This is a genomic window from Enterobacter asburiae (genome assembly GCA_011754535.1).
Lineage (GTDB): Bacteria > Pseudomonadota > Gammaproteobacteria > Enterobacterales > Enterobacteriaceae > Enterobacter > Enterobacter cloacae_N.
Window position 1 is genome coordinate 4,760,436 of record JAAQVN010000001.1, and the last position, 21,654, is coordinate 4,782,089.

20 protein-coding genes are annotated in these 21,654 nt (G+C 55.6%); 9 read left to right on the forward strand and 11 right to left on the reverse strand.

Annotation, left to right across the window (positions count from 1 at the left end):
- Positions 1-34: 34 nt before the first annotated feature.
- The 3 genes from HBM95_22525 to HBM95_22535 form a co-directional block, all read right to left on the reverse strand.
- Positions 35-2,158 carry an alpha-galactosidase gene (locus HBM95_22525; GenBank protein ID NIH45672.1) on the reverse strand — a complete coding sequence of 708 codons (2,124 nt, stop codon included), beginning with the start codon at positions 2,156-2,158 and terminating at the stop codon, positions 35-37.
- A gap of 104 nt (positions 2,159-2,262) precedes the next feature.
- Positions 2,263-3,258 (reverse strand): LacI family DNA-binding transcriptional regulator, encoded by a 996-nt coding sequence (locus tag HBM95_22530; protein ID NIH45673.1) that lies wholly within the window; start codon positions 3,256-3,258, stop codon positions 2,263-2,265.
- A 17-nt stretch (positions 3,259-3,275) separates the two neighbouring features.
- Positions 3,276-3,824, reverse strand: coding sequence for a helix-turn-helix transcriptional regulator (locus HBM95_22535; GenBank protein ID NIH45674.1), 549 nt, complete (start codon positions 3,822-3,824; stop codon positions 3,276-3,278).
- Positions 3,825-3,927: 103 nt separating this feature from the next.
- Here HBM95_22535 and HBM95_22540 point away from each other — a divergent pair, with 103 nt between their 5' ends.
- Together HBM95_22540 and HBM95_22545 are read left to right on the forward strand one after the other, a co-directional pair.
- Entirely contained in the window at positions 3,928-4,587 is a 660-nt protein-coding gene (locus tag HBM95_22540) for a branched-chain amino acid ABC transporter permease (GenBank protein NIH45675.1), read from the forward strand.
- Complete coding sequence (locus HBM95_22545; protein ID NIH45676.1) at positions 4,587-4,910, forward strand: AzlD domain-containing protein; 324 nt, start codon at positions 4,587-4,589, stop codon at positions 4,908-4,910. Before HBM95_22540 ends, HBM95_22545 begins: the two co-directional genes overlap by 1 nt.
- A 39-nt stretch (positions 4,911-4,949) precedes the next feature.
- On the opposite strand, the gene HBM95_22550 is transcribed toward HBM95_22545, so the two are convergent.
- Positions 4,950-5,162 (reverse strand): DUF1471 domain-containing protein, encoded by a 213-nt coding sequence (locus tag HBM95_22550; protein ID NIH45677.1) that lies wholly within the window; start codon positions 5,160-5,162, stop codon positions 4,950-4,952.
- A 114-nt stretch (positions 5,163-5,276) separates the two neighbouring features.
- Positions 5,277-6,113, reverse strand: coding sequence for a formate dehydrogenase accessory sulfurtransferase FdhD (gene fdhD, locus HBM95_22555; protein ID NIH45678.1), 837 nt, complete (start codon positions 6,111-6,113; stop codon positions 5,277-5,279).
- A 371-nt stretch (positions 6,114-6,484) separates the two neighbouring features.
- Here fdhD and fdnG point away from each other — a divergent pair, with 371 nt between their 5' ends.
- From fdnG to HBM95_22580, 5 genes are all read left to right on the forward strand, one after another.
- Entirely contained in the window at positions 6,485-9,535 is a 3,051-nt protein-coding gene (fdnG, locus tag HBM95_22560; GenBank protein NIH45679.1) for a formate dehydrogenase-N subunit alpha, read from the forward strand.
- Positions 9,536-9,547: 12 nt separating this feature from the next.
- Positions 9,548-10,450, forward strand: coding sequence for a formate dehydrogenase subunit beta (gene fdxH, locus HBM95_22565; GenBank protein NIH45680.1), 903 nt, complete (start codon positions 9,548-9,550; stop codon positions 10,448-10,450).
- On the forward strand, positions 10,447-11,082 hold the full coding sequence (gene fdoI, locus HBM95_22570; GenBank protein ID NIH45681.1) for a formate dehydrogenase cytochrome b556 subunit: 636 nt from the start codon (positions 10,447-10,449) through the stop codon (positions 11,080-11,082). Before fdxH ends, fdoI begins: the two co-directional genes overlap by 4 nt.
- On the forward strand, positions 11,079-12,008 hold the full coding sequence (gene fdhE, locus HBM95_22575; protein ID NIH45682.1) for a formate dehydrogenase accessory protein FdhE: 930 nt from the start codon (positions 11,079-11,081) through the stop codon (positions 12,006-12,008). The genes fdoI and fdhE overlap by 4 nt, the downstream gene beginning before the upstream one ends.
- Positions 12,009-12,323: 315 nt before the next feature.
- On the forward strand, positions 12,324-13,244 hold the full coding sequence (locus HBM95_22580; protein ID NIH45683.1) for an alpha/beta hydrolase: 921 nt from the start codon (positions 12,324-12,326) through the stop codon (positions 13,242-13,244).
- Positions 13,245-13,252: 8 nt separating this feature from the next.
- Here the strand turns inward: HBM95_22580 and fabY are convergent, their stop codons facing one another.
- The 6 genes from fabY to HBM95_22610 form a co-directional block, all read right to left on the reverse strand.
- The gene (gene fabY / locus HBM95_22585) at positions 13,253-14,194 is read right to left on the reverse strand and encodes a fatty acid biosynthesis protein FabY (protein ID NIH45684.1); all 942 of its coding nucleotides are present in this window, start codon (positions 14,192-14,194) and stop codon (positions 13,253-13,255) included.
- Positions 14,195-14,238: 44 nt separating this feature from the next.
- Entirely contained in the window at positions 14,239-14,676 is a 438-nt protein-coding gene (dtd, locus tag HBM95_22590; GenBank protein NIH45685.1) for a D-tyrosyl-tRNA(Tyr) deacylase, read from the reverse strand.
- On the reverse strand, positions 14,673-15,554 hold the full coding sequence (locus tag HBM95_22595) for a virulence factor BrkB family protein (GenBank protein ID NIH45686.1): 882 nt from the start codon (positions 15,552-15,554) through the stop codon (positions 14,673-14,675). The genes dtd and HBM95_22595 overlap by 4 nt, the downstream gene beginning before the upstream one ends.
- Positions 15,548-16,147: a glucose-1-phosphatase gene (gene yihX, locus HBM95_22600; protein ID NIH45687.1), complete on the reverse strand. Its 600-nt coding sequence runs from the start codon at positions 16,145-16,147 to the stop codon at positions 15,548-15,550. The genes HBM95_22595 and yihX overlap by 7 nt, the downstream gene beginning before the upstream one ends.
- A gap of 88 nt (positions 16,148-16,235) precedes the next feature.
- A complete protein-coding gene (locus tag HBM95_22605; protein NIH45688.1) occupies positions 16,236-16,706 on the reverse strand; it encodes a hypothetical protein in 471 nt (156 codons plus the stop codon).
- Positions 16,703-17,446 (reverse strand): transcriptional regulator, encoded by a 744-nt coding sequence (locus HBM95_22610; protein NIH45689.1) that lies wholly within the window; start codon positions 17,444-17,446, stop codon positions 16,703-16,705. Before HBM95_22610 ends, HBM95_22605 begins: the two co-directional genes overlap by 4 nt.
- Positions 17,447-17,993: 547 nt before the next feature.
- Between HBM95_22610 and HBM95_22615 the strand changes: the two genes are divergently transcribed.
- Both HBM95_22615 and HBM95_22620 read left to right on the forward strand, forming a co-directional pair.
- On the forward strand, positions 17,994-18,611 hold the full coding sequence (locus tag HBM95_22615; protein NIH45690.1) for a helix-turn-helix transcriptional regulator: 618 nt from the start codon (positions 17,994-17,996) through the stop codon (positions 18,609-18,611).
- Positions 18,612-18,682: 71 nt separating this feature from the next.
- Positions 18,683-21,613 (forward strand): autotransporter outer membrane beta-barrel domain-containing protein, encoded by a 2,931-nt coding sequence (locus tag HBM95_22620; GenBank protein NIH45691.1) that lies wholly within the window; start codon positions 18,683-18,685, stop codon positions 21,611-21,613.
- The last annotated feature ends 41 nt before the right edge of the window (positions 21,614-21,654 follow it).

Here is a 21,654-nt window from a genome sequence, read left to right on the forward strand (position 1 = left end):
CTCAACGGAGGGCCGGTTGCCCGGCCCGTCACCCTTACACGCGTTCCACGCCAATCAGAATGGCGGTTTCCGGATCCAGAATCGGCAGCGCGATACCCGCCTGCATCAGCCATTCACCGTTCACCGTTTGCGGCGCGGCCATCCACGCCGGCAGCCTGCGCATGGTGTGCCCCCCCTCACCTGTAATCTGAATATTCGGGTGATCGAGTAGCGTGATGCGGTACCGCGCTCGGACGTCCAGCCCCGGCATGCGCAGCGGCATCATCAGGGTGTAATCCGGCATCGCCAGCTGGCTGACCATAAACAGCCCTTGGGTCTTGTCTTCGCTCACTATACCCTGCGCCAGCGTGGTGGCGTCCGGCATATCGATGCGCCACTGGGTACCGGTGTGGATAACCGCTCGCCACTGCTTGTGTAGTGCGGCGTAATGCCGATAGCCTTCGCGCTCCTGCGCGTCCACGGTGAGCGGATCCAGCTCCAGTCCCATATGGCCAAACAGCGCCGTCAGCCCGCGGAAAGCGATGCTGTGCTGGCGGAAGGTGGCGTGGCATTTATGATGACCGATATGTGCGCCCATCACTTCCGGCGGAAAGAAGTAGCTCATGCCGCGCTGGATGGTGTTGCGCTCCAGCGCGTCGTTGTTATCAGACGCCCAGAAACGGTGGCAGCGAGTCAGTACCTCGTAATCAATACGCCCGCCGCCGGAGGAGCAGGATTCAAACTCGATGTGCGGGAAGCGCTCGCCCAGCACGTCCAGCAGGCGGTAAAACTGGCGGGTCTGGGCATCGGCGGCAGCTTTGCCACTATGGCCCGGCTGCACCAGCTCGCGGTTCATGTCCCACTTTACGTAGTCGACCGCATGTTCGCCCAGAAGCCAGCTCATGCGCTCCACCAGATAATCAAAGGCTTCCGGGATGTTCAGGTTAAGCACCAGCTGGTGTCGCCCGGTCACCTGCACGTAGCCCGGCAGCGCCAGTACCCAGTCAGGGTGCGCGCGGTACAGATCGGAATCCGGGTTGATCATCTCCGGCTCAACCCAGATGCCAAACTCCATGCCGAGCCGTTTGACGTGGTCGATCACCGGCGTCAGGCCGTTCGGGTATTTCTTCTCGTCCAGATACCAGTCACCCAGCGCCGCGTGGTCGTCGTTGCGGCCCTTGAACCAGCCGTCATCGATGATAAAGCGCTCCACGCCCAGCGCGGCGGCCTCGTCCGCCATGCGCATGATGTAGTCCGGGTCGTGGTTGAAGTAGATCCCCTCCCAGGTATTGAGGTGCACCGGGCGCGGTTTGTTTTCCGGGAAGCGGATAATGTTGTCACGCAGGTAGCGGTGGAACTGCTGGCTCATACCGTTCAGGCCACGCGGGGAGTAGCTGGCATACAGGCGCGGCGTCCAGAGCGTTTCGCCTTCATCAATCGCCATTTCACCCGGCAGGTAGAGCGCTTCGGCCTGCAGATAGCGGCGACCGTCGGTTTTCGCTTCCGCGCGCAGGCGGTGGTTGCCGCTCCAGCCCAGATGCGCGCCCCAGACGTCACCCTGCATTTCGCTGAACGACGGCGTACCGGCAATCAGCGCCGGGAAGTGTTCGTGGGAGGTTTTACCCCGGCGGTTTTCAATCACAAAGCTGTCGTGATCGAGCTTTACGCGGTGCGGCTGAAATTCTCTGATCCAGCGTCCGTGGAAGGCCATCACCTCCCGGGCGCGCTCGGCCACCGGTAGCGTAACGGCGAAGCGCTCCACCTGCCACGCCTGCGATTTCAGGTTGGTTAAGCCGTGGCGCACTACCAGCACGCCGCTGGCATCCAGCGCCAGTTCGCTGGTCAGGCGCAGGCCCGCATGTTCATCTTCCGCCGTTACCGTCAGGGTTTGCGCCTGCTGCTGTACGTCGGTGGTGCTGAATACCGGGGAACCGTCCAGCCCCTGCCGGTGCCCCTCAATGCCGGGTGAGCCAAACAGACCGTGCCCCAGCTCGGCCATCAGCGTAACCGGGGAGTCCACGTCCAGCCTGCCGTTGGCAACGGGGCGTACGAGCGTCGCAGCATCCTGCGGTGAAAAGTGGTGAAGGTGTGGCCCCCAGTAAAGAATTTCGGCAAACGGGCGCGTTTTTATCACCACGTCTACCGTGCTGCTTTCAAGTCGAAATATGGCATCTTGCATAAGACATCTCCTGTCATCGGGATGTCTTGAGTGTTGATCCGAAACGTTTCGGATACAAACCAAAACGTTTCGGATCTGTGATCGGGTTTGGAATTTCGCGCGGTTTAGGCCGTCTGGCCCGGGGAGAATTCCGGCTGCCAGAGCACCTGAAGCTGCTCGATATCGCCGCCGTTAATCAGCTGACGCACCATATCGGCTATCTGTTTGCCGACGCCCTGGCGGGTGGACTGGATCACCGCCGCCACGTCGATATCGACGATGCTATCCTGAGGCAGGCCGTCATAGACCACCAGCGAGACGGCGTTGTCGCCGGATAAACGCCCCAGCTGCGCCAGCGCCATCGCCGCGCCGTCGCCGTGAGTGTTGCAGTCGGTGATGATGGCCGTGGGCGGCTGCGGCAGGGCGAGAAGCTCTTTTGTGGTGGCATACCCGACGCGGCGCGACGGGGGCATGGCGCGCAGCCACTCGCTGGAAAGCCCGGCCTCACGCAGTGCGTCCAGATAGCCCTGACGGCGTTGGGTAATGAACGCCTGATTATTACTCTCCCCCAGCAAGGCAATACGCTGATGTCCTTTTTCGATCAGCCAGCGGGTGGCCCTGTACGTACCGGCGTGATTGTCAAAATCAAACCACGCATACGGCTGCGGGAGGTGGCTGCGCCCAAGCGCCAGGAAAGGAAAACCGGCGGCCTGAAGCTGCTCAAGACGCGGATCGTGATCCAGCGTATGCGCCACGATCAGCGCGTCGACGCGGCGGCTTTGTACCATGCGCATGTAGCTGTGCTTATCCGCCAGATCGTCGTCGGCGATGAGCAATAGGTCGATCTCATGCCGCGCCAGTTCGTGGCTAATTTCGCCGACCATGTCCATAAATACGCTGTTATTGAGCGGAACGGGATGGACCGGAAACACCAGCCCGACGGCGTCAATTTTGCCCATCTTCAGGCGGCGGGCGAAGGTATTGGGCCGGTAGCCACGGCGCTGGGCCTCCGCTTCCACGCGGGCGCGTGTCTCGGCGGAGACGTCGTCATATCCGTTGAGGGCGCGGCTGACGGTAGTGACAGACAGCCCCAGTTCTTTGGCAATGGCTTTAAGCGACATGAGTTTCCGTATCTCTGTTAGTTCTGTTCCGCCACCAGCAGCGCGTGCGTATCCGGCTCCAGCGCCTTAAAGATATGCGGCTGGTCAGCGGGGTAACAAATGTAATCCCCGGCGGCGAGTTCTTCCGCCGCGTCGATCAGGCCGACCAGGGCCCGCCCCTGCATCACAATAATATGCTCTACTGAGCCAGGAGGGTGCGGCTGAGAAATACGATCGGCACCCGGCTGGGTCATCAGAAGATAGACATCCCGACGCGCGCCAGGTGGACATGCGGCGAGCAAAATGGCTTCATAATTTGCCTGCCCGGCCACCACTTTCGTGCCTTCACCACGGCGGATCACCTGCGTGGTCGGCTGCTGCGGCTCCAGCAAGCGGGCAAAAGGAATATCCAGCGCCACGCACAGTGACCACAGCGTTTCCAGGCTCGGGTTACCGTTGCCGGATTCCAGCTGGGAAAGCGTGGATTTAGCGATCCCGGCACGGCGGGCAATTTCCGCCAGCGAAAGCCCGGTTCGCAGGCGTTCTCGCACCAGGCTTTTGGCAATCACGCTGATTGGCTGCGTCATAAAAACGGCCTCTGCTTATCTATAACGAACGAATCGTTCGTCTTGTAAAACGGTTTTGATGCGTTCATTATAATGGAAATACGTTCGATATGGCTAAAATGGTATGAAGAATCCTCTCTCTTGCCTGAAAGGCGACACGATAAAAGCAATCATCCTGGTTTGCCTCGCGGTTGGGGTCGTTGGGATGTCCTACGGCTCGCTGGCGATGGCCTACGGTTTCCCGCTCTGGGTGCCGTTTGTCCTCTCCCTCACCGTGCTGGCGGGTGCATCGGAGTTTATGTTTATCGGCATTGTGGCAAGCGGCGGCAATCCGCTGGCGGCAGCGGCCGCCGGTTTGCTGGTTAACGCGCGCCACGTGCCGTTTGGCGTGACGGTGCGTGAACTGGTGGGTAAACGGGGTTTGAGCTATCTCGGCTGTCACATCATGAACGATGAAAGCGTGGTTTTTGGCCTGTCGCAAAAAACGCCCGAGCAGCGTAAGGCAGCCTACTGGCTATGCGGCTTAGGCGTGGCGATTATCTGGCCGGTGGGCGCCCTGCTGGGTGCCATGGTCGGCAAACTGCTGCCGGCCCCGGAAACCATCGGGCTGGATGCGGTATTTCCGGCGATTTTACTGGCGTTAGTGGTACCCGCGTTTAAAAACCGTACCACGCTGATCCGCGCCTGCAGCGGTGCCGCATTATCACTGGCTGCCGTGCCGTTTGCCCCGGTGGGCTTACCGGTTCTGCTCTCGTTACTCGGTCTCGCTGCGAGGAAAAAATAATGGGAAACATGACGTTTTTTATTCTTGGCATCGCCATTTTGTCTGCGGGCACGTATTTAATGCGGCTTGGCGGGGCAAAGCTGGGCAACCGGCTGGCGCTTTCTGAACGGTCTCAGGCGCTGCTTTCGGACGCGGCAACGGTATTGCTGTTTTCCGTCGCGCTGGCGACCACGTTTTACGAAGGAGAACATTTCGCCGGGATGGCGCGCGTGCTGGGCGTGGCGTTTGCGGTGTTTCTCGCCTGGCGCAAAATGCCGTTAATTGTGGTGATCGTGGCGGCGGCAGTGGTGACGGCGCTGTTGCGCGTGGCGGGCATAAACTAAAAAAGCGCCCCGGGGGCGCTCTTTCGACGGTGTGACAGCTTATTTAGTCAATTCAGCAGTCATGTGTACGCGGTTACCTGAGAACGCCTGGGTAATTTTGTAGGATGACGCGCCGGCTTCCTGAGCCTGAGCCGCGATTTTCGCTTCTGCGCCGTCAATGGTTGACGCGGTTGCGGTCACGGTCTGTGCAGCGAAAGAACCGAAAGAAGTAGCCAGAGCGATTACAGCGACAAAAGTTTTGATGCTTTTCATAATATAAACCCTTTCATTAAGTTGTTTAGGTAAGGCACCGTGCCTTGATGAGATAAATACTAGACCTCATCACGAACAACTAAAAGCGGAAGGATTTGCTATTATCATTCAAAATTACTGATTAACTATTAACCGCTGCGGATGGGTATAAATCGTCGCCCTTCCCGGCTTGCAGAAGCCCACCAGCGTCAGGTTGCAGCGCTCCGCAACGTCCACCGCCAGCGTGGTTGCCGCCGACACCGCAAACAGGATCTCCACGCCGCACATGGCGGACTTCTGCACCATCTCATAGCTGGCGCGGCTGGATACAAGCGCAGCCCCCTGCTGCCAGACATCGCTTTCCCGCGCACGACGGCCTAATAGTTTGTCCAGCGCAACGTGTCGACCCACGTCTTCATGCCCTCCGGCAATATCCCCCGACGGCAGCACCCACGCCGCCGCGTGCGTACAGCCGCTCAGCTGGCCGATGGGCTGTACATCGTTGAGGTGCTCAAGCGCACGGTCGAGATGCGCCAGATTAAAGGTCTGGGTAAACGGCAGTGGCACAACGGGCTTGCCAATATCATTGAGCTGCTCAACGCCACACACGCCGCAGCCGGTGCGCCCTGCCAGCGCGCGGCGGCGCTCTTTCAGCCCCATAAAGCGGCGGCTGGAAAGTTCGATTTGCACTTCAAGACCGTTACAGGCCTGCACCACGTCCATGCCGTAGATCTCCTGCGGGTGCGCAATGATGCCTTCCGAGAGGGAAAAACCGATGGCGAACAGTTCGAGATCTTTCGGCGAAGCCATCATCACCACATGCGAAATACCGTTGTAAACGAGGGCAACGGGCACTTCTTCTGCCAGAAAATCCGGCGTGGCATGGGTAATGTGGGGCGGTCTGCGTACCGACAGTTCCACAATGCCCGCAGGCAATGGCGATGAACGGGTAGCACGGTTTTGTTTAGACACAGCGGTATTCCTGAACAACCACGGAAGAAAGCCTGCTATTGCAGCATAAACCACAGGCCTTACGCATAGTATGGATCAACTTTTTGACACTCATTCTCCTACTCATTAAGAAGGGGCGCAACCCGGCCCCTGCTACACCCCTTTAACATGCAGAGCTTGTAGTGTGATCAGTATCACACTTTATAATCAACACAGTGATAATACGTTCACTTTGTATTAACGCCGTTAGAACAGGTATACCGACATTGTGGTATTCTGATGATATCCCTCGGAGAAATGAGGGATTAACGCAAATTTTTCTCCTTTGCGGTCAATTTTCAACCGCGAAGTTAAAACTACATATATAAGCAATGTCGAACAAGGAGTGACCCATGCAGGTCAGCAGAAGGCAGTTCTTTAAGATCTGCGCTGGCGGTATGGCAGGCACCACGGCAGCGGCACTGGGCTTTGCGCCTGGCGTAGCGCTGGCGGAAACGCGGCAGTACAAACTGCTGCGCACCCGCGAAACCCGTAACACCTGTACGTACTGCTCCGTCGGCTGTGGGCTGTTGATGTATAGCCTCGGCGACGGTGCTAAAAACGCCAAAGCGTCTATTTTCCATATCGAAGGCGACCCGGATCATCCGGTCAACCGCGGCGCATTGTGCCCGAAAGGGGCCGGTCTGGTGGACTTTATCCATTCCGAAAGCCGCCTGAAATTCCCGGAATACCGCGCGCCTGGTTCCGACAAATGGCAGCAAATCAGCTGGGAAGAGGCGTTCGACCGCATCGCAAAACATATCAAAGAAGACCGCGATGCCAACTTTATTGAGAAGAACGCCGACGGCGTCACGGTTAACCGCTGGCTCTCCACCGGGATGCTGTGTGCTTCTGCCTCCAGTAACGAAACCGGTTATTTAACCCAGAAATTTACGCGCGCACTCGGTATGCTCGCGGTCGACAACCAGGCGCGTGTCTGACACGGACCAACGGTAGCAAGTCTTGCTCCAACATTTGGTCGCGGTGCGATGACCAACCACTGGGTCGACATCAAGAACGCCAACCTCATTGTGGTGATGGGCGGTAACGCCGCTGAAGCGCACCCTGTCGGGTTCCGCTGGGCGATGGAAGCCAAAATCCACAACGGTGCGAAACTGATTGTGATCGATCCCCGCTTTACGCGTACTGCGTCAGTGGCGGATTTCTACACCCCTATTCGTTCAGGTACTGACATCACTTTCCTGTCAGGCGTATTGCTGTACCTGATGACCAACGAAAAATATAACCGCGAATACACCGAAGCCTATACCAACGCCAGCCTGATCGTACGTGAGGATTACCACTTCGAAGATGGCCTGTTCAGCGGTTACGACGCCGAAAAACGCAAATACGACAAAACCAGCTGGAACTACGAGCTGGATGAGAAAGGCTTTGCGAAGCGCGACACCACCCTGCAACACCCGCGCTGCGTGTGGAACCTGCTGAAAGAGCACGTTTCCCGCTATACGCCGGAAGTTGTTGAAAACATCTGCGGTACGCCGAAGGCGGACTTCCTGAAGGTGTGTGAACTGATCGCCGAAACCAGCGCGAAGGACAAAACCGCGTCGTTCCTGTATGCACTCGGCTGGACGCAGCACTCCATCGGCGCGCAGAACATCCGTACCATGGCGATGGTGCAGTTGCTGCTCGGCAACATGGGGATGGCAGGCGGCGGCGTGAACGCCCTGCGCGGCCACTCCAACATTCAGGGTCTGACCGACCTCGGCCTGCTGTCTCAAAGCCTGCCGGGTTACATGAACCTGCCAAGCGAGAAACAGACCGACCTGCAGACCTACCTGACGGCCAGCACGCCAAAACCGCTGCTCGAAGGCCAGGTAAACTACTGGGGCAACTATCCGAAGTTCTTCGTCTCGATGATGAAAGCCTTCTTCGGCGACAAAGCGACGGCGGAAAACAGCTGGGGCTTTGACTGGCTGCCTAAGTGGGACAAAGGCTACGACGTTCTGCAGTATTTCGAGATGATGCACCAGGGCAAAGTGAACGGCTATCTGTGCCAGGGCTTTAACCCGGTTGCCTCGTTCCCGAACAAGAACAAGGTTGTTGAGTCTCTGTCGAAGCTGAAGTTCCTGGTGACGATTGACCCGCTCAATACCGAGACCTCAACCTTCTGGCAGAACCACGGTGAATCGAACGACGTCGATCCATCAAAGATTCAGACCGAAGTGTTCCGTCTGCCGTCTACCTGCTTCGCGGAAGAGAACGGTTCTATCGTCAACTCAGGCCGCTGGCTGCAGTGGCACTGGAAAGGCGCGGACGCCCCGGGCATCGCCATGAACGACGGCGAGATCCTGGCCGGTATCTTCTTACGCCTGCGTAAGATGTATGCGGAAGAAGGCGGCGCGAACCCGGAACCAGTTCTCAACATGACCTGGAACTACTCGACGCCGGAAAACCCTGCGCCGGAAGAAGTGGCGATGGAAAGCAACGGTAAGGCGCTGGCGGACGTTATCGACCCGGCCACCGGTACCGTGCTGGCGAAGAAAGGCGATCAGCTCAGCACCTTCGCGCACCTGCGCGATGACGGCACCACGTCAAGCGGCTGCTGGATCTTCGCCGGTAGCTGGACGCCGAAGGGCAACCAGATGGCCAACCGCGATAACGCCGACCCGTCGGGCCTCGGCAATACGCTGGGCTGGGCATGGGCGTGGCCGCTCAACCGCCGTATCCTCTATAACCGCGCATCCGCTGACCCGCAGGGCAACCCGTGGGATCCGAAGCGTCAGCTTCTGAAGTGGGACGGCGCGAAATGGGGCGGCGTGGATATTCCGGACTACAGCACTGCCGCACCGGGCAGTGACGTTGGGCCGTTTATCATGCAGCCTGAAGGGATGGGACGCCTGTTTGCTATCGATAAGATGGCGGAAGGTCCGTTCCCGGAACACTACGAGCCGTTTGAGACGCCGCTGGGCACCAACCCGCTGCACCCGAACGTGGTTTCTAACCCGGCAGCCCGTATCTTCAAGAGCGATTTTGAAGCGCTGGGTAAAAAGGACAAGTTCCCGTACGTGGGCACTACCTACCGTCTGACCGAGCACTTCCACTACTGGACCAAGCACGCGCTGCTCAACGCCATCGCGCAGCCGGAACAGTTTGTGGAGATCGGCGAGAAGCTGGCGAACAAGCTCGGCATCGCCCATGGCGATACCGTGAAGGTCTCCTCTAACCGTGGCTATATCAAAGCCAAGGCGGTGGTGACCAAGCGTATTCGCACGCTGAACGTTCACGGTCAGCAGGTGGATACCATCGGCATCCCAATTCACTGGGGCTATGAGGGCGTGGCGAAGAAAGGGTTCATTGCGAACACCCTGACGCCGTTTGTCGGCGATGCGAACACGCAGACGCCGGAGTTTAAGGCCTTCCTCGTGAACGTGGAAAAGGTGTAACGGAGACGACTTATGGCTTATCAATCTCAAGACATTATCCGTCGTTCCGCGACTAACGGTTTCACGCCCGCGCCTCAGGCGCGGGACCACCAGCAGGAAGTGGCGAAACTTATCGACGTGACCACCTGTATCGGCTGTAAAGCCTGTCAGGTGGCCTGTTCAGAGTGGAACGACATCCGTGATGAAGTGGGTCACAACGTCGGGGTGTACGACAACCCGGCAGACCTGACCGCCAAGTCCTGGACGGTGATGCGTTTCTCTGAAGTGGAGCAGAACGACAAGCTGGAATGGCTTATCCGCAAAGACGGCTGTATGCACTGTGCGGATCCGGGCTGCCTGAAGGCATGTCCGTCAGAAGGGGCAATCATTCAGTATGCCAACGGCATCGTCGACTTCCAGTCCGAACAGTGCATCGGCTGCGGCTACTGCATCGCCGGCTGCCCGTTCGACGTGCCGCGCATGAACCCGGAAGACAACCGCGTCTACAAGTGCACGCTGTGCGTTGACCGCGTTAACGTGGGCCAGGAGCCTGCATGCGTGAAGACCTGCCCAACCGGCGCTATCCACTTTGGCTCCAAAGAGGATATGAAAACGCTGGCGGCAGAGCGCGTGGGCGAGCTGAAAACCCGTGGTTACGACAACGCGGGCCTGTACGATCCGGCCGGGGTTGGCGGTACGCACGTCATGTACGTGCTGCACCACGCCGACAAGCCGAACCTGTATCATGGCCTGCCGGAGAACCCGGAAATCAGCGCCACCGTGAAGTTCTGGAAAGGCATCTGGAAACCGCTGGCAGCGGTCGGTTTTGCTGCCACCTTCGCAGCGAGCATCTTCCACTACGTCGGCGTTGGTCCGAACCGCGCGGAAGAGGAAGACGACAACCTGCATGAAGAGAAAGACGAGGTGCGCAAATGAGAAAACGTGACACCATCGTGCGCTACACCGCACCGGAACGCATCAACCACTGGGTCACCGCCTTCTGCTTCATGCTGGCGGCGATAAGCGGGCTGGGGTTCTTCTTCCCGTCCTTCAACTGGCTGATGCAGATCATGGGGACACCACAGCTGGCGCGTATTCTGCACCCGTTTGTGGGCGTCATCATGTTCGCGTCGTTTATCATCATGTTTTTCCGCTACTGGCACCATAACCTAATCAATCGGGATGATATCTTTTGGGCGAAGAATATTCGTAAGATCGTCGTCAACGAGGAAGTAGGTGATACCGGGCGTTATAACTTCGGCCAGAAATGCGTATTCTGGGCGGCGATTATCTTCCTGGTCCTGTTGCTGGTGAGCGGCGTGATCATCTGGCGTCCGTACTTTGCGCCTGCTTTCTCAATCCCGGTGATCCGATTCGCGCTGATGCTGCATTCATTTGCCGCAGTGGCGTTAATTGTGGTTATCATGGTGCATATTTACGCCGCCCTCTGGGTGAAAGGCACCATTACCGCGATGGTGGAAGGATGGGTAACCAGCACGTGGGCGAAGAAACATCACCCGCGCTGGTACCGAGAGGTCCGCCAGAAACAGGAAAAGTCATCTGAATGAGTATTCGCATAATCCCGCAAGATGAGCTGGGGTCGAGCGAGAAACGCACGGCGGAGTATATTCCGCCGTTGTTATTCCCCAGACTCAAGAACCTCTACAACCGCCGCGCAGAGCGTCTGCGCGAGCTGGCAGAGAACAACCCGCTGGGCGATTTTCTGCGTTTTGCCGCGCTGGTCGCCCACGCGCAGGAAGTGGTGCTATACGACCACCCGCTGCAAATGGATCTGACCGCGCGCATCAAAGAAGCCAACGCGCAGGGCAAGCCGCCGCTGGACATTCACGTCCTGCCGCGCGACAAGCACTGGCATAAACTGCTGCATTCGCTGATTGCCGAGCTGAAGCCGGAGATGAGCGGCACGGCGCTGGCGGTCATTGAGAATCTGGAAAAAGCCTCTGACCTGGAACTGGAAGAGATGGCGAGCGCGCTGTTTGCCTCCGACTTCTCGCTGGTCAGCAGCGATAAAGCACCGTTTATCTGGGCTGCGCTGTCGCTCTACTGGGCGCAAATGGCGAGCCTGATCCCGGGCAAAGCCCGCGCCGAATACGGCGAGGCGCGCCAGTTCTGCCCGGTCTGCGGCTCCATGCCGGTATCAAGCATGGTGCAAATCGGCACCACTCAGGGGCTGCGCTACCTGCACTGCAACCTGTGTGAAACCGAGTGGCACGTGGTGCGCATCAAGTGCAGCAACTGCGAGCAGACCCGCGACCTGAACTACTGGTCGCTGGAAAATGAAGAAGCGGCGGTGAAAGCGGAAAGCTGCGGCGACTGCGGGACCTACCTGAAGATTCTGTATCAGGAAAAAGACCCGAAAGTCGAAGCGGTGGCCGACGATCTCGCCTCGCTGATTCTGGACGCGAAAATGGAGCAGGAGGGCTTTGCCCGCAGCTCGATTAACCCGTTCCTGTTCCCGGGTGAAGGGGAGTAATCTCCTGTGACAGTGCCGGGCGGCGCGCGCTTGCCCGGCCTACAACTCGACAGCAATACCAGCCGTCTTAAATGCCAGATGCTCTTCAGCCCGTAGTCCTGGATCCGTCTAAAGACGCGTTATCGCTTTAGCATCGCTTCCACGGCAAATCTCAGGCAACATCCGCACTTTATGTCTGTGACGAAGGCAGATAATAAAAAAGCTCTCGCCTTTGCGAGCCTCTTTCCAGATTTTTATCCTCGACAATTTTCTTATTTTCTTTTGAATCAAACCAGGCTATAAAACTGTTCATCCATACAGTAAAAGGGAATTTTCATGGCACTGGAACAGGGTATTGCACAGCTGGTTCAGGGGTTTATCGCTGCAGGTCGGCCCTCGTCGCGTCGCCATAGCATTGAGGTGCGACGAGCAGGCTATATTGCCAGCACGGGGCTTGCCGGGGAGACCGAAACGCGCGTTCAGGTTGAAACGCTTGTTCTTGAAGGTCTTACCATTCGGGTATTTTCACCTCTTAATGCGCCTGAAATATTGCCTGCTGCCATCTACTATCACGGTGGATGCTTCATCAGCGGCGGCTTTGATACCCATGATAATCAACTGCGTCAGTTAGCGTACTACGGCAATTGTCGGGTAATTGCAATTCAGTACAGGCTGGCGCCGGAGCATACCTTCCCCGCCGCACATGACGATGCGGAAAGAGGTGCGAATCTGGTCTGGCAGTATGCAGACGAATTAGGCGTAGATAAGAACCGGCTGACCCTCTGTGGAGACAGCGCAGGAGGACATCTTGCGCTGGTGACGGCGCTGCGGCTTAAGGCTAAAGGGCTGTGGCAGCCTGTACAGCTTATTCTTATCTACCCCATGCTCGACGCCACGGCCAGTTTTGAAAGCTATACCCTCAACGGCATGGATTACGTGATCACTCGCGATACCCTGCTGAGCGGCTATGAAATATATCTGGCTGGAGCCCACCGTAAGCATCCTGAGGTTAGCCCGCTGTGGCGGGAAGACTTCAGCGGCCTGCCAGCTGTCCATATCGTTACCGCTGAGTACGATCCGTTATGCGATGAGGGGGAGGCGCTGTTTCAACGCCTCACGGAGCAAGGGGTGGCGTGTACCGCTCAGCGATGGCTGGGGGTCATCCATGGCTTCTTTCAGCTTGGCGGCATTAGCCAGTCTGCGCGAGACGTTATGCGGGATATCGCCGGGCGGATTCAGCATGCCCGGGGAGCGTGAACAGGAGATCACTCCTCCTCGTTCCCACCCTCTTCATACGCACCGTACGGCTTCGCAGGGAGAACGATATAGGTGCCTTCAAACACCGCGCCCGGCGTTTCATCGCCGAACAGCTCAACCTGCATCTGCACGCGTGCTTTTCGGCCACGCGCCAGACGGTCAAGATCACCACCCAGCGCGCCAAGGTCCGCCACCGCGCTCGGCTTGCCGCTTATCGGTGCGCTATAGCGAATGTGGGCATCGGCCAGAATAATGGTGCCGCCGAGATGCCGCTCGCGCAGCATTAGCCAGATCAGCCCCCAACCGGTGAGCGTCGCCAGGGAAAACAGACTGCCGGCAAACAGGGTGTGGTGAGGGTTCTGATTGCCGGTTTCCGGCATGGTGGTAATGAATTTTTGCCCGGTGTACTGCTGGATGCGCACGCCCATTTTTTCACTCAGAGGGATGTGTTCATACCAGGCCTGCTGCAGCTGCCCGCACCAGTCCGCGCGATGGAGAATGTCGTCCAGCGTGGCGATGGGTTTGATCATCAAAAAGTGACGAATCGGCGTGGTTTGCGGAGCGGTAATTTCACCCTGGTTAACAAAACCAAGTTTGGCAAAGAACTCTACAGCATCTTCGCGGGCGCTACAGGTGACGCGCTTAACGCCTTCCTGACGGGCGACGGACTCAAGGGTCATCGCCATTAGCGTCCCCAGACCTTTGTCCTGCACGGAGGGATGAACCGCCATAAAGCGAATAGAGGCTTCGTTATCGGCGTTGATATACAAACGCCCGACGGCAACAAGGTTGCCCTCTTCGTCCATCACCATCTGATGGTGGGCCATCGCGTCCCAGGCGTCGCGTTCAGAGCCTTTTGGCTGATGCAGTGGCTTGCGCAGCATTTCCCAGCGGAACTGGTAATAAGCGTCTAACTCTTCTTCCGTTTGCGGTACTCGAAGGTGATACATAGCTGTACTCTCTCTTGTTACCCGCGGCCACGCCGCCAGTTGGCTCATACCTGGAGCCAGAATGTGACGGGGCCATCGTTCACCAGCGAGACCTGCATATCTGCAGCGAATCGTCCGGTTTGCGTATTCATTTCCTGTTGGTGACAACGCTCAACAAAGTACTCGTAAAGTGCTTCTGCACGATCCGGCGCGGCGCCTTTAGAGAAACTCGGGCGCATGCCGCGCTCGGTATCCGCTGCCAGCGTAAACTGGGAAACCACCAGCACGCTCCCGCCCGCCTGCTGGACGTTCAGGTTCATCTTGCCTTCCGCATCGCTGAATATGCGGTAGCCCAGCACGCGCTCGCATAAGCGGTTAGCTTTTTGTTCGTCATCATCCTTTTCGACACCTAACAACACCAAAAGTCCTGGGCCAATTTCACCCGTCACCTCTCCCTCCACGGTGACGCTGGCACGGGTTACGCGCTGTATCAATGCAATCATGGTTGGTCTGCTTCTAATTGTTTTTCAGCTTCTGCTGCTTTTTTAAGTTCGCGGTATACGCCGAGAGTGACAGTTATTTCGGCGCCAAGCAAGACGATACACCAGGTCCAGTAAACCCAGACAAACAAAATGGGGATCACCGCCAGCACGCCGTAAATCAGCTGATAAGAGGGGAACATGGTGATGTAAAGGGCAAACCCTTTTTTACCCAGTTCAAAAAGCACTGCCACCACCAGCGCCCCAACTACCGCATCTCGGTTAGGCACGCGCGTGGTCGGTACAACGCTATAGAGCAGCCAGAACGAGAGCCATGACAGGATCAGCGGAAAAATACGCAGCACATTATCAATTACGCTGTTTAAATCACTCGCCCAGCGCAAGGAGAGAAGATATGAGCTGATTGCCAGACTCGCCCCGGCCAGCAATGGCCCCAGCGTTAAGATCATCCAGTAAACGGCAAAGGAATAGACCTTAGGACGGATTTTTTTACTTCGCCAGATGGTGTTAAGCGCGCTGTCGATGGAGTACATCAGCAGCAGCGCGGTAACGATAAGGCCGCACGCCCCCACCGCCGTCATCTTGCTGGAGTTGGCAACAAACTGCTCGATGTAGTTCTGGATAACATCCCCGGTGGCCGGGATGAAGTTCGCGAAGACGAAATGGCGAAGCTGCAGGCTGACGTCCGCAAACATCGGGAAGGCGGAAAAGAGCGCAAAGATAACCGCCACCAGCGGCACTAACGAGAGCAACGACACGTAGGCGAGGTTACCCGCCAGCGTGGTCATGTTGTCCTCATCAATACGGTGCCAGAGCAGCTTCAGCCAGGCCCTCAGTGGTCGAGTATGATGCGTGGCTTTTTGATGAACGGTTTTTAGCATAACTGCTTCGCAAAATAGTTCGGTATCGTCTCTTTTCCGGTCACCAGAATTGACGTGATACCCAACTGGTTAGCTCCCTCTATATTATCGGCGTTGTCGTCGAAAAAGACCGCATCGGCCGCGGTGAATCCTTCTGCCTGCAGAACAGCCTGATAAATTCGCGCTTCAGGCTTACGCATACCCATCTCTTGCGAAAGATAGATTTTATCTGCCGCCGCCTTAACCTCGGGGTATTCCTCCGGCCAGAAGGTGGTGTGCAGGCGGTTGGTGTTCGACAACACCACCACCCGATGCCCCTGCTCGCGCAGTTTGTGCATAATGTCGATCACCTCAGGCCGGATGGCGACAAATACCGCCTGCCAGCCATGGGAAAACTGTTCATAGCTTAACGAAAGCCCCATCTCCTGGCAGAAGCGTTCAGCAAACGCTTCATCGCCGATCTCGCCGCGCTCATGCTGATGGAAAGTCTCACCCATCGCAAAATTCTGCTTTAACGTCGCCAGCGGAACACGGCTAAAGTCGCTCCAGGCACCCAGCACCCGGTTAAAATCGATATCGACGATTACGTTTCCTAAGTCAAAGATATAAAGCATGTTTATCTCCTGCTCGCCGTGGAGAAGTAACTGTAGCGGGAATCACGAGATTTGACTATGCGTGCCGTCTAAGGTGTGCGATCGATTTTTACGGCGCGTTTTTACGACAGTACAGCGAAGGGACGTTTGACGCGGCAAAAAGCCAGGCTCCGCGATACTCATCAATCATCAGGCTCAGATCTCTTCCTGGCGTGCGATAAAAGCCCGGCAGGGTTGCATTGATATCGGTCTCATCCGCCCTATCAGCAAAGGTTTTAACAATACGATCGTTATTTAATACACGCGCATTCTGATGATAGCTGTAGTGGAAATAGATGGTACGGTTAACTTCAGAAACCGCGTGACCAAACAATTTACCGTTAATGACAGCAGTTCCTTCCCTATGCTGCATTCGCCAGGAAACGGTACCTACAAACCGGTTTTTGCCGATCGTCCACTCTACATCTCCTGTACAGCGTATCGGCTTACTTGAAAAATGCGAATACGCTAACCAGCCGCTGGTAATAGCAGCCCCCAGAAACGCCCCCAGCAAAATAATACGATTCCCGAGTATCTTCATTGCTCATGCGCCCAAAAATAATGCGTGGTACATAACGCCGTCGCGTCATGTCGCGCATCGTTATTACAGACAAATGCCGCGATTCGCTCCGTTTTACTATAGCCGATGAGAAAAACGTACCGGTTCTCGGCACACAGGGCAGGATAATGCTTTAACAAGCGCAGGTAATGGTCCTGCATAGGTTCATTAGGCGCATAAAAAGGCTGGCAGGGGCCGACCTTACTGCCCGTTGAGAGCGGAATATAATTACTGAACGGCATGGTCAGGCGGTGTTTATATAACACCACTCCGTTGATAAGTACGATCAGTAAAAGCACAGTGGTGGTAATGATCAACCAGACCGGTCTCTGTATCACGGTGTCAGCGGCTGTTTCCTCGTCTTTATTGACTATCACCACCTCAGTGGTTGGGGTAAATACCTCAACGTGGGTTGTTTTGGAAAGCATCAGCCCACGACGCGAAATCGTTTTAACGGTATCACGCGGTAACCCCACCTCAGCCAGCGCATTGCGCAAAGTCAAAATGGCCTGATAAAAGGTATTTGGGGTAGTAACGTCATTACGCTCCCCCCATCCCACCACCATTAATTGATTTTGCGAAATAATTTCTCCGGGATGGGTAACGAGATAAAGAAAACAGAGATTAGCAGGAAGCTGCAATTGTATCGTGCGCCCGGATATGGGATTCGCCAGGGTTTTGTTTTCCGGATCATACTCGACCAGTTTGTTAATGAGATACAATTTTACTTTCCTCAGCAATAACAATATTTAATCCTAAACACCCTAAACACTTACGAATATTTAACAACAGTATAGGTCACGATGATTAGGGTGCGAGAACACCATACCTAAGATTAAAATCAAACTATTATTTTTCAAACAGTTACATTGATGTTTTCTTAGGTGAGTCTCAGCTAAACCCACATAATGAGATTTCATTACACTTCGCCAGGCCGAATAATTATATTGAGTTCCACATTGAGAAGAGACTGACGTCCAGGCAGATCGAGGAGAAGAATCTTTAGCTATTAGTGCTATTCCCTGAATCTTCTTCCAGGCTTTTTTTTGCCGAATAATCTTAAAGGATTGATGAATATTCCTGGATTATGTCTGGCTACTGATGTTATGCCGTTATGGCTACAGCCTGACAAAATAGATACCGCCAGGAATTTATTTTAACTGCCGCTATTTTTTATAAACACGTCAGGATCCCTGGATATGTTTCAAGATTGACACATTAGAAAGGCAGTGAAATATTGACAATGAAAATAAGACAGGAGTGGGCTGGATGATAACGTCGTCGCAAAAGGTTGTCCGCTGCATAAGCTGTGAACTGTCCTGTCAGTTATTCCCGGATAACGCAGTGCGCTCACAATACTGTGGTAACGCTTCGTTTGCAGTTTGGCCGATTGGTAATCATTTCTTGCAACTTGCGGTAGCAAATAAAATATTGCGGGGAAACAAGAATCACTTATTACGTGGGTTTATTTTTGTAGATTTTTCGATGTACAACCTGCGCGTACTTGCCGATCCGCAATGGATTGAGCATCTGGCGATAACTAACATGCACATCGTTCTTATCTCGGACCGCAAGCTGGAGGCATTGGCTAATTACTTATTCGCTCATCATGATGAAATAAAGGGAATTATTTATTCAGATGACAATGACGCTGTATTACAGGAAAAAATTAACCACCTCTTTTCCGGCAGACGTGTGAACAGTAGACGAGGAAACACCCTGAATACTGTTGAATTCACTTTGCTTAACAGATTTATGTCAGGAGTGTGCCTCCAGGAGATAATAAAAACAGACAGCATTGATGTGAAAAAAATTTATGTTCATAAAATACGATTAGAGAGGAAGTTAGGTACCAGCATTCATAAAATACTCGTTTCTGTTTTGTAATTTCATCTTCTTAACATACCCACATTTAATGGTGTGGAGGATGTTCTACGCCTGAAAGAAAGGGGGCAGTTATGCCATATATAATGAAACATTCACCTGTCGCCGTTGCGATTTCGCTGGCGCTATCGTCAGCGCTATTTACCGCAAATGCAGCAGTTATTGATTTTGCTAATTTACCTGCCTCCGGAGCGGTAACGGATTTGCCTGCAGAAATACAGGCGCTGATTCCTGCAACGGCAAACGCAAATTTTAGCAAAAATACCAACGATCCTAACTATGTCTACCAGTACAGCCCAGGCAATATTCCCCTCTACGGAGATGGGATCACCCTTGACGGGCCGGGAGCGGAAGCCTTCGAGCACTCCGTGACCGTTATTCAGAATTCCACGTCCGGCAGCCCGGGGGTGATATTTGGTGACGACCTGACTATTCGTACCCAGTCAAAAGTGGCCGCCAATAACGGTAAAGATGTCGACGGTATTCGTACTCATGGTATGAACACGCCGAATAACCCGGTGTTTATCATTACCGGCGACCGCACCCACATTTACGTGAATGGCCAAAGCGGCGATGGCATTAATGCAGGGTACAGTTCCTTCAGTCAGGGCTCTCTCGGCTCCGCCAATATTTATGTAGGTGACGATCTTTATATCGAAACCACCGGCAGTACCGGTCGCGGCATTAGCGCCTATGCCTTGAATGACGCTTCTAAGGCAAAAAATAACGTTATCGTCGGCGATCGTGCACATATTGTGACGCGGGGTACCTATGCCGAGGGGATTCGTACTAACCAGAGCGGATCGTACGTCCGTCTGGGCAATGAAGCCATTCTCGAAACGTACGGCGCATCGGCCTACGGCCTGTATGCGGGCTCGGCGTCAAAAATTGAGCTCGGAAAAAGCGCGAACATTACCACCGACGCGGCCAGTGCCTCCGGCGTGTACTCTACCGGCTCGTCAACCATCACCCTTGATGAAGGCGCAACCATCACCACCAACGGTGCCAGCGCGCATGGCATCTACGCTTACACAGCAGCGGTGAATGTGGGAGATAACGTCACTGTTGCGGTAAATAGCAGCGAGAAAACCAGCAGCTCCGCCCAGGCGCCGCACGGGATGTATGCCTGGTCACGCGGCGTGATAACGCTCGACGGCGGGGCAACCATTACCACCGCAGGCCAGCGCGACAACGGTAGCTATGCCCTGAACGCCAGCAATGGCGGAATTATTGATGCCTCCGCAGGCGGAAAATTCATCCTTAACGGCGATATCCTTGCCGCAGGTGGCGTGGCGGCCAACAGCACCCTTCCGGCACAAAACAGTACCATTACGCTGACAATGGTGAACAGCTCGCTGTGGAACGGAGCGTCTTATATAGAGAGCAACGCCGCCGGCACCGGGACTATCGCGCTTACGATGAATGACGCCGTGTGGAATATGCGCGACAGCTCCACGGTGACCAGCCTGACGCTGAATGCGGGCGGCACGATAAATTTCCAGCACGATGAAGACACGGCCTGGCAAACCCTGACCATCAATGAGGATTACATCGGCAACGGCGGCAAGCTGGTTTTCAATACCGTGCTGTCTGATGATACCTCTGAAACCGACAAGCTGATTGTTGAAGGAAATACGTCCGGTCATACCGCGGTTGACGTGAACAACATTGGCGGTGCTGGCGCACAAACCGTTGAAGGGATTGAAATTGTCAGCGTTGGCGGCAACTCAGCGGGGACGTTTGAGAAGGCCAGCCGTATCGTAGCGGGGGGTTATGACTATAACGTTGTGCAGAAAGGTAAGAACTGGTTTCTGACCAGCCTGGTTGAACCCGTTGACCCACCGGTCGACCCGGTAGATCCCCCTGTTGACCCGGTAGACCCACCGGTAGACCCCGTCGACCCGCCTGTTGACCCGGTGGATCCACCTGTCGACCCCGTAGACCCACCAGTAGACCCTGTCGATCCGCCCGTCGACCCGGTGATTCCGCCGCAAGAACCGGTACCACCTGCCGCGCCGCCGAAAAGCGAGCATCAGTATCGCCCGGAATTCGGCAGCTATCAGGCGAACAGCTATGCGGCAAATACGCTGTTTATGACCCGCCTGCACGATCGCCTGGGTGAAACGCAGTACACCGACATGCTCACCGGCGAGCAAAAAGTGACGAGCCTGTGGATGCGTAACGTCGGCGGACATACGCGCTTCAAAGACGGCAGCGGCCAGCTAAAAACAACGGCCAACCGCTATGTGTTACAGCTGGGTGGTGATATCGCTCAGTGGAGCAGCAACGGCTTGGATCGGTGGCATCTTGGCTTGATGGCGGGCTACGGCAACAGCCAGAGCCGGAGCGCTTCCAGCCTGACCGGATACCACTCGCGAGGCGAAGTAAATGGCTATAGCGTAGGTTTGTACGGTACCTGGTATGCAAACGAAGCCGATAAAAGCGGCACCTACGTTGACAGCTGGGTGCTGTATAACTGGTTTGACAATAAGGTCATGGGACAGGATCAGGCCACTGAGAATTATCGCTCCAGCGGTGTGACCGCCTCTGTCGAAGCAGGCTACAGCGTTAAGGTGGGTGAAAGCGGCCGTAACAGCTACTGGATCCAGCCGAAGGCGCAGGCCGTTTGGATGGACGTGCAGGCTGACGACCATCGCGAACGTAACGGTACGCGGGTGAAAGACGAAACTCAGGGGAACCTGATGACACGTCTCGGCGTGAAGGCCTACATCAGCGGACATAACGCGATGGATGACGGTAAATCACGCACCTTCCAGCCGTTTATCGAGGCGAACTGGATCCACAATACCCAGACCACGCGCATTCGCATGGATGACGTCAGCAATGAGATGCGCGGTGCACGCAATATTGGTGAGTTAAAGACAGGCGTAGAGGGGCAGATTACGCCGCAGCTTAGCGTCTGGGGCAATGTGGCTCAGCAGATTGGCGACAAAGGCTACAGCGATACGCAGGGGATGCTTGGGGTGAAATACAGCTTCAAGTAACAACAAAAAAGCCGCTGAGGGATCAGCGGCTTTTTTTACTA